16 protein-coding genes are annotated in these 14491 nt (G+C 65.4%); 7 read left to right on the top strand and 9 right to left on the bottom strand.

Annotated elements, in window-relative coordinates; all coding sequences use genetic code 11:
• Positions 1 to 28: 28 nt before the first annotated feature.
• A complete protein-coding gene (locus ACVIN2_RS31185) occupies positions 29 to 472 on the bottom strand; it encodes a hypothetical protein (protein WP_456768519.1) in 444 nt (147 codons plus the stop codon).
• Positions 473 to 806: 334 nt separating this feature from the next.
• Here ACVIN2_RS31185 and glgC point away from each other — a divergent pair, with 334 nt between their 5' ends.
• The 3 genes from glgC to ACVIN2_RS31170 are packed head-to-tail and all read left to right on the top strand — an operon-like array spanning position 807 to position 3817.
• On the top strand, positions 807 to 2069 hold the full coding sequence (glgC, locus tag ACVIN2_RS31180) for a glucose-1-phosphate adenylyltransferase (protein WP_007601076.1): 1263 nt from the start codon (positions 807 to 809) through the stop codon (positions 2067 to 2069).
• A complete protein-coding gene (gene glgA, locus ACVIN2_RS31175; protein WP_456768518.1) occupies positions 2066 to 3520 on the top strand; it encodes a glycogen synthase GlgA in 1455 nt (484 codons plus the stop codon). The genes glgC and glgA overlap by 4 nt, the downstream gene beginning before the upstream one ends.
• Before the next feature lie 36 nt (positions 3521 to 3556).
• Entirely contained in the window at positions 3557 to 3817 is a 261-nt protein-coding gene (locus tag ACVIN2_RS31170) for a SemiSWEET transporter (protein ID WP_007601071.1), read from the top strand.
• Between the two features lie 157 nt (positions 3818 to 3974).
• Here ACVIN2_RS31170 and ACVIN2_RS31165 read toward each other — a convergent pair whose 3' ends face one another.
• Positions 3975 to 4772: a DODA-type extradiol aromatic ring-opening family dioxygenase gene (locus ACVIN2_RS31165; RefSeq protein ID WP_456768517.1), complete on the bottom strand. Its 798-nt coding sequence runs from the start codon at positions 4770 to 4772 to the stop codon at positions 3975 to 3977.
• A 158-nt stretch (positions 4773 to 4930) separates the two neighbouring features.
• Between ACVIN2_RS31165 and ACVIN2_RS31160 the strand changes: the two genes are divergently transcribed.
• A complete protein-coding gene (locus ACVIN2_RS31160; RefSeq protein WP_027519499.1) occupies positions 4931 to 5110 on the top strand; it encodes a hypothetical protein in 180 nt (59 codons plus the stop codon).
• Positions 5111 to 5127: 17 nt separating this feature from the next.
• Here ACVIN2_RS31160 and ACVIN2_RS31155 read toward each other — a convergent pair whose 3' ends face one another.
• Positions 5128 to 6588 carry a carboxylesterase/lipase family protein gene (locus tag ACVIN2_RS31155; RefSeq protein ID WP_456768516.1) on the bottom strand — a complete coding sequence of 487 codons (1461 nt, stop codon included), beginning with the start codon at positions 6586 to 6588 and terminating at the stop codon, positions 5128 to 5130.
• Between the two features lie 80 nt (positions 6589 to 6668).
• Positions 6669 to 6845 (bottom strand): hypothetical protein, encoded by a 177-nt coding sequence (locus ACVIN2_RS31150; RefSeq protein ID WP_245286308.1) that lies wholly within the window; start codon positions 6843 to 6845, stop codon positions 6669 to 6671.
• A 261-nt stretch (positions 6846 to 7106) separates the two neighbouring features.
• Between ACVIN2_RS31150 and ACVIN2_RS31145 the strand changes: the two genes are divergently transcribed.
• The 3 genes from ACVIN2_RS31145 to ACVIN2_RS31135 all read left to right on the top strand — a co-directional run bounded on the left by ACVIN2_RS31145 (position 7107) and on the right by ACVIN2_RS31135 (position 10591).
• Positions 7107 to 9797 (top strand): flavin-containing monooxygenase, encoded by a 2691-nt coding sequence (locus ACVIN2_RS31145; RefSeq protein WP_456768515.1) that lies wholly within the window; start codon positions 7107 to 7109, stop codon positions 9795 to 9797.
• A gap of 126 nt (positions 9798 to 9923) precedes the next feature.
• On the top strand, positions 9924 to 10196 hold the full coding sequence (locus tag ACVIN2_RS31140; RefSeq protein WP_018457466.1) for a hypothetical protein: 273 nt from the start codon (positions 9924 to 9926) through the stop codon (positions 10194 to 10196).
• Between the two features lie 89 nt (positions 10197 to 10285).
• Entirely contained in the window at positions 10286 to 10591 is a 306-nt protein-coding gene (locus ACVIN2_RS31135; RefSeq protein WP_456769837.1) for a hypothetical protein, read from the top strand.
• Positions 10592 to 10612: 21 nt separating this feature from the next.
• Here ACVIN2_RS31135 and ACVIN2_RS31130 read toward each other — a convergent pair whose 3' ends face one another.
• The 5 genes from ACVIN2_RS31130 to ACVIN2_RS31110 all read right to left on the bottom strand — a co-directional run bounded on the left by ACVIN2_RS31130 (position 10613) and on the right by ACVIN2_RS31110 (position 14451).
• On the bottom strand, positions 10613 to 10768 hold the full coding sequence (locus ACVIN2_RS31130; RefSeq protein WP_014493103.1) for a hypothetical protein: 156 nt from the start codon (positions 10766 to 10768) through the stop codon (positions 10613 to 10615).
• A gap of 113 nt (positions 10769 to 10881) precedes the next feature.
• Positions 10882 to 11397 carry a septal ring lytic transglycosylase RlpA family protein gene (locus ACVIN2_RS31125; RefSeq protein ID WP_456768514.1) on the bottom strand — a complete coding sequence of 172 codons (516 nt, stop codon included), beginning with the start codon at positions 11395 to 11397 and terminating at the stop codon, positions 10882 to 10884.
• Positions 11398 to 11491: 94 nt separating this feature from the next.
• Positions 11492 to 11716, bottom strand: a complete 225-nt coding sequence (locus tag ACVIN2_RS31120; protein ID WP_456768513.1) for a hypothetical protein — start codon at positions 11714 to 11716, stop codon at positions 11492 to 11494.
• A gap of 30 nt (positions 11717 to 11746) precedes the next feature.
• Positions 11747 to 12997: a DUF1501 domain-containing protein gene (locus ACVIN2_RS31115; RefSeq protein ID WP_456768512.1), complete on the bottom strand. Its 1251-nt coding sequence runs from the start codon at positions 12995 to 12997 to the stop codon at positions 11747 to 11749.
• A 2-nt stretch (positions 12998 to 12999) separates the two neighbouring features.
• Positions 13000 to 14451, bottom strand: coding sequence for a DUF1800 domain-containing protein (locus ACVIN2_RS31110; RefSeq protein ID WP_456768511.1), 1452 nt, complete (start codon positions 14449 to 14451; stop codon positions 13000 to 13002).
• Positions 14452 to 14491 lie beyond the last annotated feature (40 nt).

Genomic DNA, 14491 nt, shown 5'->3' with positions numbered 1-14491 from the left:
CGGCGAGCCGGTCCGCCCGTTTGATCGGTCACCAATACGCGCGGTGATAGTGCCGGTAATACGGCCGGTAGTAGCCGTAACGAGGGCCGAAATACGGGCGGTAAGGCCGATAGTAGCGCGGATAAGCATAGGCCGGACCATAGCCGTAATAGGCCGGCGCATAACCATAGCCATAACCGTAGCCCGGCCCTGGGTATCCGTAGCCGCCATAATACGGCCCGCCGCCATAGTAGCCATAGCCGTAAGGCGCGCTGCTGGCGATGGCGCTGCCGATGATCGCGCCGGCTGCGAGGCCGCCAATACCCCATCCAAATCCTCGCCCGCGCCAATACACCTGCGTGACATCGTCGCCGACGGCGGCCTTCATGGTTGCGACATTGGTGGGCAGCGGAGCCGCCGCCGCCTGCTGAATTCCCCCCGCCATCACCGCGGCGGCGAGCGAACCGGCAACTGCCGTTTTCCAGACCCTCATCGTCTTACTCCTTTCTGACGTTTGGCTTGGACATGGATCGCAGCGCCATCATCGGGCATCCTGGCGCGAGGTCAAAGCCTCCCGTTTTGCGTGCACCGCACAAGACGCATGCCTCCATTCTGATCGACCGGCACCCGACGGGCTCGACAACCTCGCCGCGTGTGACACCGGCAGGACGGTGCCGGGGGCCCGATCACCGCGGCAAAGCATTAAGCTTCCGGCGCATTCGCAACCAACAACCACCTTCCCGATTTACTATTCGTGCCGTTACTATCGGTTCCAATGAGCGCGGCCGGGAGGCTTCTCGCGAGCGCCAGAGTTGTGGGAGAATGACATGAGTGCCGCGAGACCCGAGCCGCTTGCCCGTCAGGCCTTGGCGTTCGTCCTGGCCGGCGGACGCGGCAGCCGGCTGCTGGAGCTGACCGACCGGCGCGCCAAGCCCGCGGTCTATTTCGGCGGAAAATCCCGCATCATCGATTTCGCGCTGTCGAACGCGGTGAACTCGGGCATCCGTCGCATCGCGGTCGCCACCCAGTACAAGGCGCACAGCCTGATCCGGCACCTTCAGATGGGTTGGAACTTCTTCCGTCCCGAGCGCAACGAGAGCTTCGACATCCTCCCAGCGAGCCAGCGCGTCTCCGAAAACATGTGGTATGTCGGCACGGCCGATGCGGTCTACCAGAACATCGACATCATCGAATCCCACGCCTGCCGCTTCATCGTGGTTCTCGCCGGCGACCATATCTACAAAATGGACTACGAGGTGATGCTGCGCCAGCATGTCGACAGCGGCGCCGACGTCACCGTCGGCTGCCTGGAGATGCCGCGGCAGGAATCTTCCGGCTTCGGCATCATGCATATCGACGAGAACGGCTGGATCAAAGAGTTCCTGGAAAAGCCGAAAGATCCGCCGCCGATGCCCGGCAAGCCGGACGTCTCGCTGGCCAGCATGGGCATCTACGTGTTCGACGCGAAATTCCTGTTCGAGGAGCTCAAGCGCGACGCCGAGGATCCGAATTCCAACCACGATTTCGGCAGGGACATCATCCCCTACCTCGTCAAGAACGGCCGCGCCATGGCGCACCAGTACTCGACCTCCTGCGTCCGCTCCGGCAGCGACCCCCGCGCCTATTGGCGCGACGTCGGCACGGTCGACGCCTATTGGGCCGCCAATATCGACCTCACCGACGTGGTCCCCGAGCTCGATTTGTTCGACAGCGCCTGGCCGATCTGGTCCTATTCGGAGATCACACCACCGGCAAAATTCGTCCACGACGAGGAGAGCCGGCGCGGCCAGGCCGTGAGCTCGCTGGTCTCGGGCGGCTGCATCATTTCCGGCGCCTCGCTGCGACGCTCGCTGCTGTTCACCGGCGTGCGCGTCAACTCCTACGCCAACGTCGAGAACGCCGTGATCATGCCCTACGTCAATGTCGGCCGCGGCGCGCGCCTGAAGAACGTCGTGATCGATCGCGGCGTCGAGATCCCGGAAGGGCTCGTCGTCGGCGAGGATCCCGAGTTGGACGCAAGACGCTTCCGCACCACCGAGCAGGGCATTTCGCTCATCACCCAGCCGATGCTCGACAGGCTCAATACATGACGCCTGTTCGCGTCCTCGCGGTCGCCTCTGAAGTCTATCCCATCGTCAAGACCGGCGGCCTCGCCGATGTCGCGGGCGCGCTGCCGATCGCTCTGAAGGCGCATGGCGTCGAGATGCGCACGCTGATGCCGGGCTATCCCGACGTGATGCGGGTGCTGGGGGGAGCCGACGAAATCCGGCGCTGGCCGGATTATTTCGGCGGACCCGGACGTCTGCTCGCCGCCTCGCATGACGGCCTCGATCTGTTCGTGCTCGACGTGCCGCATCTCTACGCACGGCCCGGCAACCCCTATGTGACCGCCGAAGGCGTCGACTGGGCGGACAATGGCGTGCGGTTCGCCGCGCTGTCGCGCATCGCGGCCGATATCGGCCACGGCCTCGTGCCCGCCTTCGTGCCCGATGTGGTGCATGCCCACGACTGGCAGGCCGGGCTCGCGCCGGCCTATCTGCACTACGACAACCGGCCGCGGCCCGCCACTGTGATGACCATCCACAACATGGCCTACCAGGGCAAGTTCGCGCCCGAGCTGATCGGTTCGATTGGCCTGCCGTGGCGCGCCTATGGCGTCAACGACCTCGAATATTTCGGCGGCATCAGTTTCTTGAAGGCCGGGCTGCAATTCGCCGATCGCATCACCACGGTGTCGCCGACCTATGCGCAGGAGATCCAGAGCGACGAGGGCGGCATGGGGTTCGGCGGCTTGTTGCGCGCCCGCACCAACGTGCTGAGCGGAATCCTCAACGGCATAGATGTCTCCGTTTGGAATCCGCAAACCGATCCGCACATCGCCTACCGCTTCGGCGCGGAGGAGCTCACGTTCCGAGCCGCGAACAAGGCGGTGCTTCAGCAACAGTTCAATCTGGATTCCTCGGACGAAGCGCCACTACTCGGCGTCATCAGCCGCCTGTCCTGGCAGAAGGGGCTCGATCTCCTGCTCGAGGCCATTCCGACCATTTTGCGCGAAGGCATGCAGCTCGCGCTGCTCGGCAGCGGCGACCGCGATCTGCAGGATCGCTATCAGGCCGTTACGCGCGCGAACCCCGGCCGCATCGGGGTCGTGATCGGCTATGACGAGATCATGGCGCATCTGATCCAGGCCGGCTCGGACGCGCTCATCGTGCCCTCGCGGTTCGAGCCGTGCGGCCTGACCCAGCTCTGCGCGCTGCGCTACGGCGCCGTGCCCATCGTCTCGCGGGTCGGCGGCCTCGAGGATACCATCGTCGATATCGGCGAGGCCGACAAATCGGGCCACGATGCCACCGGCTTCAAGTTCGCACCCGTCACCGCGGATGCCCTCGCCGGCACGCTGCGCAAGGCCAACATTGCCTTTCACGACAAGCTGACCTGGCGACGGCTGCAACTGAGCGGCCTTGCGACCGACGTGTCCTGGCGCAACCGCGCCGGCGACTATGCCGCGCTCTATCGCAGCCTCATGACCGCGCGCACCTGAGGCCCGACATCGTCGAATCAATGCTATAGAGCCGCCATGGACCCGTTCTTGATCAAGCTGATCGGCTTTGCCGCCGCAACCTGCACCACCGTGGCCTACGCGCCGCAAGCCATCAAAGTGTGGAAGACCCGCTCCACCGGCGATATCTCGCTCGGCATGTTCCTGGTCATGGTGCTGGGGCTGGCGCTCTGGCTCGTCTACGGCCTGCTGTCGGGCGATGCGCCCCTCGTCGCCGCAAACGCCATCACCATCGTACTCGCCGGCGGCATCCTGTTCATGAAGCTGAAATACGGGTGATGATCACCCTCTCCCCTTGTGGGAGAGGGTGGCTCGCCGCAAAGCGGCGAGACGGGTGAGGGGTTGTCTCCGCGAATTCATACGACAGTTGGACTCGCAGAAAGAACCCCTCATCCGGCGCTTCGCGCCACCTTCTCCCACAAGGGGAGAAGGAAGATCACCCCCCGAACACATACGACGCCATCGCGACATTCGCGACCTCGTCGACGAACACGCGCTGGCCCGCGTCGCTGCCGGCGGCGCCGGCGGCCACCATCAGCGGCAGCAGATGATCCTCGCGCGGATGGGCCAGGCGCGCGCTCGGGGCGTTCTCCCAGTCAACCAGCATCGCGTTGCGGCGCGCCGCGTCCTTGTGGCTGATCGCCTCGTTCAGATACGCCTCGAAATCATACGAGACCGGCTTCGATTCTGCGCGGCCGAACCCGCGCATGTTGTGATAGGTGAGCCCGCTGCCGACGATCAGAATGCCTTCGTCCCGCAGCGAGGCAATCGCCTGCCCAACCGCGATGTGCTCGGCCGGATCGTAGCTCGATCTCAGCGACAGCAGCACGATCGGCATGTCGGCGTGCGGATACATCAGCCCGAGCGGCACGAAGGTGCCGTGATCGAACCCCTGGTTGGGATCCTCGCGGCAATCGACGCCCGACCGCGTGAGCAGCGCCTTCACCTCCGCGGCGAGCTCGGGCCGCCCCGGCGCGGGATATTTGAGGTGATAGGTGTGCTCGGGAAAACCGTGATAGTCGTACACCATCGGCGGATGCGCCGAGGTCGACACGGTGAAGGCGTCAGCTTCCCAATGTCCTGTGATGACGAGCACGGCCTTGGGCTTCGCCGGCAAGAGCTGCGGCAGCCGGCCGAACGCCTCGGCGGTCTTCGCATATTGCACCCGCCTGTCTTCCATGAACGGCCAGGGACCGCCGCCATGCGACAGGAACAAGGTCGGAAATCGCACCATGGGCTCAGGCTCGTTTCATTGGCAACATGCGCGTGCGAGCTGCCCGCGCGATCGGCCGCGAGCATAGGCAAACCCGTATGGTTAGCAAGACGTTAACGATTTTCCGCCCAGAATCCCCGGCGTAGCCGAAGGAGTCGGCCAGCAGCCAGGGACGTGAAATGAAGAAGTTTGCGTTGGGGGACGTCGTCAACAGTGACAAGGGCCGCCGCGGCGTCGTGCGCGCCGCCTACAGGTCGAAGGAAGGCCAGCAGTTCTACGCCGTCGAGAAAGACGGTGCGATGGATTATCTGGAGGAAGACCGGCTGAGCCCGGCGCCGCGCGTCGAGCTCGCGGCTTAAGTCCAACTCAACCTGCCCTAACGCCCGAACCGGTCCAGACGCTCCGACCAGGGGTCGTCTCCGCTCGCGATGCCATCGTTCGCGATCAGCAGCAGGCGATCGCTGCCTGCGGCCGCATCCCAACGCGGCAGGTCCGCACCGTTGGGATCGCCGCTCTTGGCAAAATTGATCCAGTAGGCGCGCATGCGATTTGCGACCTCGCGATCGCCTCGTGACAAGATGCCTGCACCGGGCATGCCTTCTACGCCGAAGATGAACTGCAATTCCCGCCCGTGACCGCCCTCGGGGTTTGCGCGCCGTGCCTCCGGCACATAGGCAAAGCGATATCGAAAGCTCGGCGCACCGCTGGCGGCATGCAGGCGCGCCAGCAGTCGCACCGGCTCGGAGAACAGCTTGTCGGTGTAGAACCTTGCCGCGCGGACGGAAGGTCTGGCGAGATCGGGATAGAGCCTGCGCAGTTCATCGCTGGTGGCGCCTGACGATGCCAGCTCGTCCCGGATATCCAGCTCGCCGTCGAAACCGGTCTCGTCGTCGTTCGAGCCGATGATCAGGGGAATGCGGCTCTCATGTCCGGCCGCGAAGCCTGCGGCGACCTCCTCGCTCGCCAGACGTCCATCGATCGTCGGCCCGAAGCTGCGCGGCGATTTTTCCAGCAGATGCTTTTCGACGGCAAGCAGGCGTCGTGGGTCGGCAGCGCGCAAATCGGCCTGTCGCCCCAGCGCCGCCACGAATTGCCGCCCCACAATCTCGGCCTCGTGTGCCGAACGCAGGCGCACACGGCCAGGAATCGATTGCAGAATGGCTTTCTGGAACAGATCACGCGATTGCTCAGACAGCATCAGCAGCGCGATCGAGGTCGCGCCTGCGCCGCTGCCAAACAAGGTGACGTTGGTGGGATCGCCGCCGAAGGCCGCGATGTTGTCGTGAACCCAATGCAGCGCCGCGATCTGGTCCATCAGGCCGCAATTGCCGGAGCCGCCTTCCGACAGCGCGGGATCGCTGAGCCAGCCGAACGCGCCGAGGCGAAAATTCACGGTCACCACGATGAGGCCGGCCTGCGCGAGCCTGGCACCGTCGAACAGCGGATCGTTCGCGGTGCCGCTGACGAAAGCACCGTCGTGGATGAACAGCATCACCGGTAGGGGGCCGTCGACCCCGAACGGCCGGAACACGTTCAGCGTCAGGCAATCCTCGCTCGATCCCGGCAGCGAGGGCTGAAGACACGGCGCGCCATAGGCATAGGCGGTGCGCATCTCCGAACTCTCGGGCGCGGCCTGCGGCGGACGCCAGCGCAGCGGCCCGATAGGCGCGGCCGCATAGGCCAGCCCCTTGAACGAGGCTACTTCGCCTTCGACGGCGCCGAGCATCTGCCCTTCGCGCGTCAGCGCAAATGGAAACTGGCCGACCGGCTGGGCCATGACCGGGCCGGCGCAACAGAGGACCAGAGACGTCGCAAAAAGCGCGAACACGGACCGCATCTTCGGAGCATCTCGATGCGCGGAAGGATTTGAGCAGGTTATGTCCGTGGCCCACTGCGAGGCAAGCGGCGTGGCCGCGCCTAGCTCCGCTTGGCGGCAAGCTCCGCCAGTGCGTGGCGTGCGATGATGCCGAGCTCACCGAGCGTGGTGTGACCGGACCGCGCCGCCTCGATCAGCCGCTCGGCGATGAACCTTCGGCTGTCGTGATCGCCGCCGTGTGGCAGTTGGCGACACGTCTCCTCCAGGACGACGTCCATGTTCGCTTTGGTCCGTTCACTCAACTCTGTCATGACGCCCTGAGAACGCGTGGCTTGTAGCCGCAAGCATACACAGACGGATCGTACATGATTAGCCCGGGTAATCACGGCCATTGTGCATCGCGATGCGTGCATTGAAGCAACGTTCGCGTAGCCATGATGACGCCGCAAACAGCCACCGAAGATTGCACTTGTTCTGATGACAAGCCGTACCTGCAGCGATAGCCTGCCGGCAAAACAAAACACACGGGAGGAAATGCCATGCCTGATGCAATGGTTGCTGCGCGTGCCTCTGACACGGGGCGCGGAACCAGCCAGCAGGTCGATGTTGCCGTGGTCGGTGCCGGATTTGCCGGCCTCTATCTTCTCCATCGGCTGCGCAAGGCCGGCCTGACGGCGGTCGGCCTCGAAGAAGCCGGCGACGTCGGCGGCACCTGGTACTGGAACCGATATCCCGGCGCGCGCTGCGATATCCAGACCATCGACTACAGCTACACCTTCGATCCGGACCTCGAGACCGCCTGGACCTGGTCGGAGAAATACGCGACCCAGCCCGAGATCCTGCGCTATCTCGGCTTCGTCGCCGACCGTTACGAACTGAGGCGCGACATCCGCTTCAAGACCAAGGTCACGGAAGCGAAATGGGACGAGGCGACCGAACGCTGGCAGCTCACCACCGACAATGGCGCGCCGGTCTCCTGCCGCCATTACATCATGGCCACCGGCTGCCTCTCGGCGCCGAAGCCGCCGGAGATCGACGGCGTCAAGGACTTCAAGGGCGAGGTCTATTTCACCGGACGCTGGCCGCATGACGGCGTCAATCTCGCCGGAAAACGCGTCGCGGTGATCGGTACGGGATCGTCGGCCATTCAGTCGATCCCGCTGATCGCAGAACAGGCCGCCCACTTGACCGTGTTCCAGCGCACGCCGAATTTCGCGCTGCCTGCGCACAACGGTCCCGCGCCGGCCGATCGCAGGGACCTGTTTCAGAGCGACCGCGCGGCCTATCGCGAGCAGGCGCGCCAGTCGATGGCCGGCGTGCCCTATCCGCAGCAGACGGTCGTGAGCTGGCAATTAAGCGATGCCGAGCGTCGTGAGCGGTTCGAACGCGCCTGGGCCGCCGGCGACCTCGTCCACATCCTGACCCAACTCTGGGCCGACCAGGCGGTCGACATCGACGGCAACAAGATCGTCCAGGACCTGATTCGCGAGAAGATCCGCGCCGCCGTCAAAGACCCCGAGACCGCCGCGGCGCTGATGCCGGACGATCATCCGTTCGGCGCCAAGCGGCCCTGCCTCGATACCAACTACTATGCGACCTACAACCGGCCGAACGTCACGCTGGTCAATCTGCGCCAGGAGCCGATCAAGGCGATCACCGCAAGCGGCATCACGACGGCAAGGCGCAGCGTTGATGTCGATGTGATCGTGTTCGCGACCGGATTCGACGCCATGACCGGCGCGATCCGCGCCGTGCATCCGATCACCGGACGCGGCGGCAAGTCGCTCACCGACGTCTGGGCGCAGGGGCCGCAGACCTATCTCGGGCTCACCGTCGAAGGCTTTCCGAACTTCTTCATGATCACGGGACCCGGCAGCCCGTCGGTGCTGTCGAACATGGCGGTGTCGATCGAGCAGCATGTCGACTGGGTCGTCGATCGTCTCGCAGCATTGCGCGACGCCGGCTTCACCACGATCGAGCCGACCGAGACGGCGCAGGCCGGCTGGAACAGGCACATGGCCGACTGCTCGATGGTGACGCTGCACCGGCTCGCCAACACCTGGTACACGGGCGCCAACGTTCCCGGCAAGGTGCAGGGCCTGATGCCCTATACCGGCGGCGTCGGTCCCTATCGCAGCATCTGCGACGAGGTGGTCAGCCGCGGCATGCTCGGCTTCAAGCTGACGGGTCCCAATGTCGCCGCGCAATGCAATGACGGCGAGGTGGTGCGGCTGCAGCCGGATGTGCGGCTGGTGCTGAACCTGCTGGCGTCGCTCAACCTGCCGCCGATCGAGTCGATGGGCGCGCAAGGCGCCTGCGCCTTCGTCAATGAGTTCAACAAGGGCCGTCCCGCTGGACGGCCGATCGGCGAGATCGTCGACGGCACGCTGCCCGGCGCCGACGGTCCCTTGCCTTATCGGGTCTACAAGCCGGCAACATCAGGGCCGCATCCGGTGGTGGTCTATTTCCACGGCGGCGGCTGGGTGCTCGGCGACGAGCAGTCGGACGAGCCGTTCTGCCGCGACATGGTGCGGCGGACCGGCATGATGCTCGTCAGCGTCGGCTATCGTCATGCGCCCGAGCATCGTTTCCCGGCCGCGGCCGAAGACGGCTACGCGGCGACGCGCTGGATTGCCGAACATGCCGCCGAGCTCGGCGGCAGGCCGGGCCCGGTGCTGGTCGCCGGCTGGAGCGCCGGCGGCAACATCGCCGCCGTCACCTGCCAGCTTGCACGCGATCGCGGCGGCCCTGCTATCGCGGGCCAGCTCCTGATCTGCCCGGTCACCGACTGCACCTTCGACCGCCCCTCCTACAACGACAATGCGACCGGCTATTTCCTGACCCGCTCGCTGATGTACTGGTTCTGGGACCTCTATTGCTCGCCGGCCGACCGCACCGATCCGCGCGCCTCGCCGCTCCGCGGCAAGGTCGCAGGCCTGCCGCCGGCCTTCGTCGTCACCTGCGAATTCGATCCGCTGCGTGACGAAGGCATCGCCTATGCCGAGGCGATGGCAGCCGCCGGCGTCCCGGTCGAGCAACTCAAGGCGCGCGGCCATTTCCATTCGTCCTTCACGATGGTGGACGTGATCATCACCGGCGCGCCGGGCCGGGTGCAAATGGCCGAGGCCTTGCGACGCTTCGCCGGGTTGCCACCGGAAGTTGGTCGCGGCGAAGAGACCAGCCACGGCCGCACCAATCCGGGACATAGGATCGCGGCGGCCGCGAGCTGAAAGGTAATTAGCGGGAACTATTTCCCGCTCATCGCGTTTGGTGCTGTGGCATTGAGATGCAGTAATGGGTGTGGGCCCCGGCACGCAGGCTAGTGTGCTGGGGTTCTTTTTGCGTGAGGCGGGACGATGGGGGACGTGGTTGGGGATTCAAAGGTCGATTTTGGTGTCCTTGCGGTGCTGCATAAATGGCCATCGCTTGCGAACCAGCGGCGGTCGGACCGAGCGTCCTACCAGGTGATCGAGGGCACGCTCGACGAATGCATCTCGGCGTTCATGGCGAAGCCGGCGGCGACCAGGCATCTCTATGAGATTCGCACGATCGCACAACCGCCGCTGGTCACCGACATTCTCTCGCCCGAGCACATCACCGAGCTGGCGCGGCTGCGCGAATTTCTCTGATCCTCGCAGAAAGCACCGGCTGAGCGCAGGAACCTTCTCCCGGTTTTTCCCGTTGATGGTGATCGGAAGCGAAGGCGTGAGTGCCTCAGATGCTTGAAGCCGGCGTGCCAGCCCCGGTCGTGCCCTATGGCGCAGACCAGACCCTGTTCGTGGTGATCGACCGCCTCGACAAGGCGACTGAAGTCCGTGTCGAGCGAAGCGATCTCGACGCCACGATCGGCGAGCTCGTCGCCGGCTGCTTCAACGACCCCGTCAAGGTCATCTCGTTCAACACGCTCGAGCACTGGATGAAGGATATCTCGACCGACGTCGCCGGCGAGATTCGGGCGCGCTGCGACATCGATGGCGTGACGCTGCCCGACTATCTCAGCGACTTCGTCGAGAGCCACAGCTGAGCGCGCGTGGGATGATGAGTATCAGGCGCGCCGGTACTTGCCGGCGATGACCTCGATCTCGCGGCGGCGTTCGCCCGCGAAGGTCAGGAGCTTTTCGATCGTCAATGTATCCGTGATCCGTTTGGCCAGCCGCTCGGCGCGTGCGGCCTGATCTTCGAGATACTGGATCGTATTCAAACGCCACCTCCCAAGAGCTTCAATCTGGAGTCCCGAATGTTTGGGTATCCATGGTGGCTGGAGGCGGCTAACAGCCGGTTAAGCACAGCGTTTCGGATCGATGCAGCCGCAAATTATTGCACCACGTCGAGCCGGACATTGGTGACACCCTTGTCGACCATGCCGAGCGCCTCGGCCGCGGAGGGAGAGATGTCGACCACGCGTCCGCGAACATATGGCCCGCGATCGTTGATCCTGACGGTCACGAAGCGGCCGGATGAAACGTCAGTGACGCGCAGCTTGGTGCCGAACGGCAGACTGGGATGGGCCGCGGTCAATTCGTTCTTGTCGAACCTCTCGCCGCTCGCCGTCTCCGTGTCCGAATAGAAGCTGGCGACGCCATGCGAGACGCTTTGCTTTGCATCACCATCGGGGACGCGCGCCCGGCTGATCGGACGCGGATGCAGCGCCGCCAGCCTGTGCGGTCGTTCGACAGCGGCTTGGCGGTGGGTGCCGAGATCGGCCTTCTGGCGGCCGACCGGCGATTGCGCACACGCCGCAAGCGACGCCGCGCCGATGATGGCGAGCAGTATCCGGCACAGGCTTGCCGGCGAAATCCGGGCAGTTTCGGCACGTGCAAATCGAGACATGATGCGCCCTCCGAACGACCCCGAGTTTCGGTGGGCAATGAGGGCAGAACCTTGTCGGAACGAAAGCGCGCCTAAGGCCGCAGCTGTTTCGGGTTTAGCTGTGGCGATTCCACCACACTGGCTTGTCCTGAATCGAGACAGACTCGTCGGAGAGGCCTGATACGAGGCGCCAGATCATCGGGCGCGTCTCCGGGGAAACCTCGCCAGGCTCGGCGTCGCCCTTCAACAGCCGTGCGAGTTCGCGCCGATAGAGCGGCCGCCAGCCGGCTTTCAGGCCGGCCAGAAAGTTGAGCTCCCGTTGTGTCAGCGTGCACATCATGAACCCGATCCGGTTGCGAAAGCCGCGTCGTCAGCCGACGAGGCCTCCCATCGGTTTGACGTCGGCGCTGCCCGGGAAGACGGCTTCTGCGAGCACCTTCTCCTCGACACGCAGGTGATCCCGCAGCAGGCCCTTCAACACCGCGCGCAAATCCGTGGTCGGCTTGAGATCGCGATCCTCGAAGAGCTGCGCCGGCTTCAGACCCGGCCAGTCCGCGATCACGCGGCCACCGGTGAGCCCGCCGCCGATCAGGAAGGCGACCGTGCCCGTGCCGTGGTCGGTACCCTGCGTCCCGTTGATGCGCGCGGTTCGCCCGAACTCTGTGACAACGGCCACGACGGTTTCGCGCCACGCTTCGCCCATGTTGCTCTCGATTGCGGCCAAGGCGCCATCGAGCGCGCCGAGCAGATTGTAGAGCTGGCCCGAGGCCGCGCCCTCGGCGATGTGCGTATCCCAGCCGACGAAGCCCATGGCGCCGACACGCGGGCCGTCGGGCTTGGCGAGATAGCGCGCGGCCGTGCCGGCGGCTTCGGCGAAGTAGGCGCGCACGCGCGCGATGCCGGGCGGCGCCAAGGTCGGATCGTCGGACATCGGATCGCCCGTGCCCAATGCGCCGCCGAGCGAAGCGAGCCTCATGCGGGCCTGGAGCACGGTCGCAAGCTTCGGATCGGTGTGCTGGTAGAGATCGAGCAGGCGGTTCTGGGTGTCCTCGCTCGCCGGCAACAATCGCTGCGGCACCCATGTCATGACGGGCGCCGAACCGCGCACCACCAGCGGCGTCACGGAGCCGATGCCGAGCGCGCGGCTGCCGCGCGGGTCGACACGCCCGCCGGATTCCAGCGCGAGCAGCGCGCGGTTGAGCCATCCCGAGCTGGTCATGCCCGGCTTGACGAGCCCGCTCTCCAGCACGTCCTGGCCGTCGAAGTGCGAACGCTCGCGATAGGGCGTCGCGGTGGCATGGACGATGGCAGCCTTGCCGCTCTTGTAGAGCCGATGCAGATTCGGCATCGCCGGATTGAGCGCGAAGAAGGCATCGAGTGGCAGCGCGGGCGGCTTGCCGTCCAGCACCAGCGCACGATCGCCGCGCAAGGAAATCCAGTCGGGATCGCCGACCGGCGCAACCGCGCCGAGGCCGTCGAGCGCTCCGCGCAGCACAATGACCAGCAGTCGCGGATCGCGCCCTTCTGCGCGCGCAATCCGCGGCATCTGGCTCCATGCGAATAGTGCGCCAGATCCGACCAGAAGCTCGCGCCGCGTGGGCAAATGATTGACGACGCCCATGCTCACCTCCTCTGAAAATCCGCCGACATGAACAACAGCGCCAGCGCCTGCTGCCGGCTCTCGGCACGGCCGACCGCCTGCTTCACCTCGGGCGCGATCTCGGATCCGAACACGTCCTCGATGATCGCCTGCGGATCGGCCATGCCAGTGATGCGCTCGGCGAAATTGTTGGCGACGTCGAGCCGCCGGCCGACGCCGTCGATCCAGCTCGCCTCGTCATCCGGATAGCCCTTCGGCGCCGACGGACGCCACAGCGCCTCGCCGAGCAGTTCCTGCCCGCCGGTGAAGCGGATGGGATCGACGACCGTGATGCCGGTCGCGCGCACCATGCCGACGACCCATTCGCCGGGACGCTTGAGCTTTGACGGCGGCCCGCGCCAGGCCTCGTCCGACGACACCATCGCAATCGCGACCTGCTTGAGATCGCCCTGGGTATCGCGAAAGATTTTTGCCATCTGCTCGACGAGCACCGGCGGCGGATCGTCGGCGACGAAATGGCGCGCGAGCTTGGTCGCGATATGGGTCGCGGTCGCGGGATGCGCGGCGAGATCGCGCAACACGGCACGGCCCTGCTCAGCATCCTCCTGCTCGTAGCGCTTGCCGAGCACGGTCTGTCCGCCCGGTTCGTGCAGCCGCGGATTGAATGTGAAATCGCCGCCGTGCTGGGGATCGGCGCCCGGCGGCACCAGCGTCCAGCCAGTCAGCACATTGGCAAAGCTGATGACGTCGTCCTGGGTGTAGCCGGTGCGCACGCCGAGCGTATGCAGCTCCATGATCTCGCGCGCAAAGTTCTCGTTGAGGCCGCTGCTGCGGTTGATGCCGGCGATCGAGTTGGCGCCCATCGAGCCGAGATTGTCGAGATAGAACAGCATCGCCGGGTGGCCCTCGACGGCCAACAGGAGATCGACGAAGCGACCAAGCGCATTTGCGCGAACGGCTTCGCGCTCATAGGCGCCGGACATGCTCTGGATGCGGTTGGCCGAGACGCAGAAATGGTTGGACCAGAACCACACCAACCGCTCGGCGAAACCGATGTCGGCGGAAAGCGCAGCTTCCGTGCGTACCTTGGCTTCCTGCAAATAAATCGGGCGTCCGGGATCGGGAATGGCGTCGGCCGCCTGCTTGGCCGCCATTTCGGCGGCGTCCTTGTCCGCTCCCTGCCCTTGCGTCTGGTCTTCCGACATGGTCGGCGTCGCCGCCACCTGCTGCTTTTTTGCCTGCTGCTGCGCCTGCTTGGCGCGCGCGGCGCGCCGCGCATTGGCGTCGGCCACGGTGCGATAGGCCTTTGCGCTGGAAGGAAGGCTGGCGACGGCGTTCAGGACGAGCGGGCGGTCGAGCTCGGCGATCAGCGCGCCGCGCGGGTCGGTCCCGACAGCCGCAATCGATCCCGGGCGCGGCCCCATCCCGAAGCGATGAAGCGCCAGCACAGAATCGGCCTTTGCAGAACTGCTCATGGCGAATGCCCAATTCTTCGAGCCTGCCGACGGTGCCCGC

The sequence above is a fragment of the Bradyrhizobium sp. USDA 3650 genome, assembly GCF_054057395.1.
This window is presented reverse-complemented; position numbering and strand designations above follow the sequence as displayed.

What these genes read in the sequence shown, in the direction of transcription:
- ACVIN2_RS31185 (WP_456768519.1), bottom strand. Translation starts at nt 472, where the DNA reads ATGAGGGTCTGGAAAACGGCAGTTGCCGGTTCGCTCGCCGCCGCGGTG.
- glgC (WP_007601076.1), top strand. Translation starts at nt 807, where the DNA reads ATGAGTGCCGCGAGACCCGAGCCGCTTGCCCGTCAGGCCTTGGCGTTC.
- glgA (WP_456768518.1), top strand. Translation starts at nt 2,066, where the DNA reads ATGACGCCTGTTCGCGTCCTCGCGGTCGCCTCTGAAGTCTATCCCATC.
- ACVIN2_RS31170 (WP_007601071.1), top strand. Translation starts at nt 3,557, where the DNA reads ATGGACCCGTTCTTGATCAAGCTGATCGGCTTTGCCGCCGCAACCTGC.
- ACVIN2_RS31165 (WP_456768517.1), bottom strand. Translation starts at nt 4,772, where the DNA reads ATGGTGCGATTTCCGACCTTGTTCCTGTCGCATGGCGGCGGTCCCTGG.
- ACVIN2_RS31160 (WP_027519499.1), top strand. Translation starts at nt 4,931, where the DNA reads ATGAAGAAGTTTGCGTTGGGGGACGTCGTCAACAGTGACAAGGGCCGC.
- ACVIN2_RS31155 (WP_456768516.1), bottom strand. Translation starts at nt 6,588, where the DNA reads ATGCGGTCCGTGTTCGCGCTTTTTGCGACGTCTCTGGTCCTCTGTTGC.
- ACVIN2_RS31150 (WP_245286308.1), bottom strand. Translation starts at nt 6,845, where the DNA reads ATGGACGTCGTCCTGGAGGAGACGTGTCGCCAACTGCCACACGGCGGC.
- ACVIN2_RS31145 (WP_456768515.1), top strand. Translation starts at nt 7,107, where the DNA reads ATGCCTGATGCAATGGTTGCTGCGCGTGCCTCTGACACGGGGCGCGGA.
- ACVIN2_RS31140 (WP_018457466.1), top strand. Translation starts at nt 9,924, where the DNA reads ATGGGGGACGTGGTTGGGGATTCAAAGGTCGATTTTGGTGTCCTTGCG.
- ACVIN2_RS31135 (WP_456769837.1), top strand. Translation starts at nt 10,286, where the DNA reads ATGCTTGAAGCCGGCGTGCCAGCCCCGGTCGTGCCCTATGGCGCAGAC.
- ACVIN2_RS31125 (WP_456768514.1), bottom strand. Translation starts at nt 11,397, where the DNA reads ATGTCTCGATTTGCACGTGCCGAAACTGCCCGGATTTCGCCGGCAAGC.
- ACVIN2_RS31120 (WP_456768513.1), bottom strand. Translation starts at nt 11,716, where the DNA reads ATGATGTGCACGCTGACACAACGGGAGCTCAACTTTCTGGCCGGCCTG.
- ACVIN2_RS31115 (WP_456768512.1), bottom strand. Translation starts at nt 12,997, where the DNA reads ATGGGCGTCGTCAATCATTTGCCCACGCGGCGCGAGCTTCTGGTCGGA.
- ACVIN2_RS31110 (WP_456768511.1), bottom strand. Translation starts at nt 14,451, where the DNA reads ATGAGCAGTTCTGCAAAGGCCGATTCTGTGCTGGCGCTTCATCGCTTC.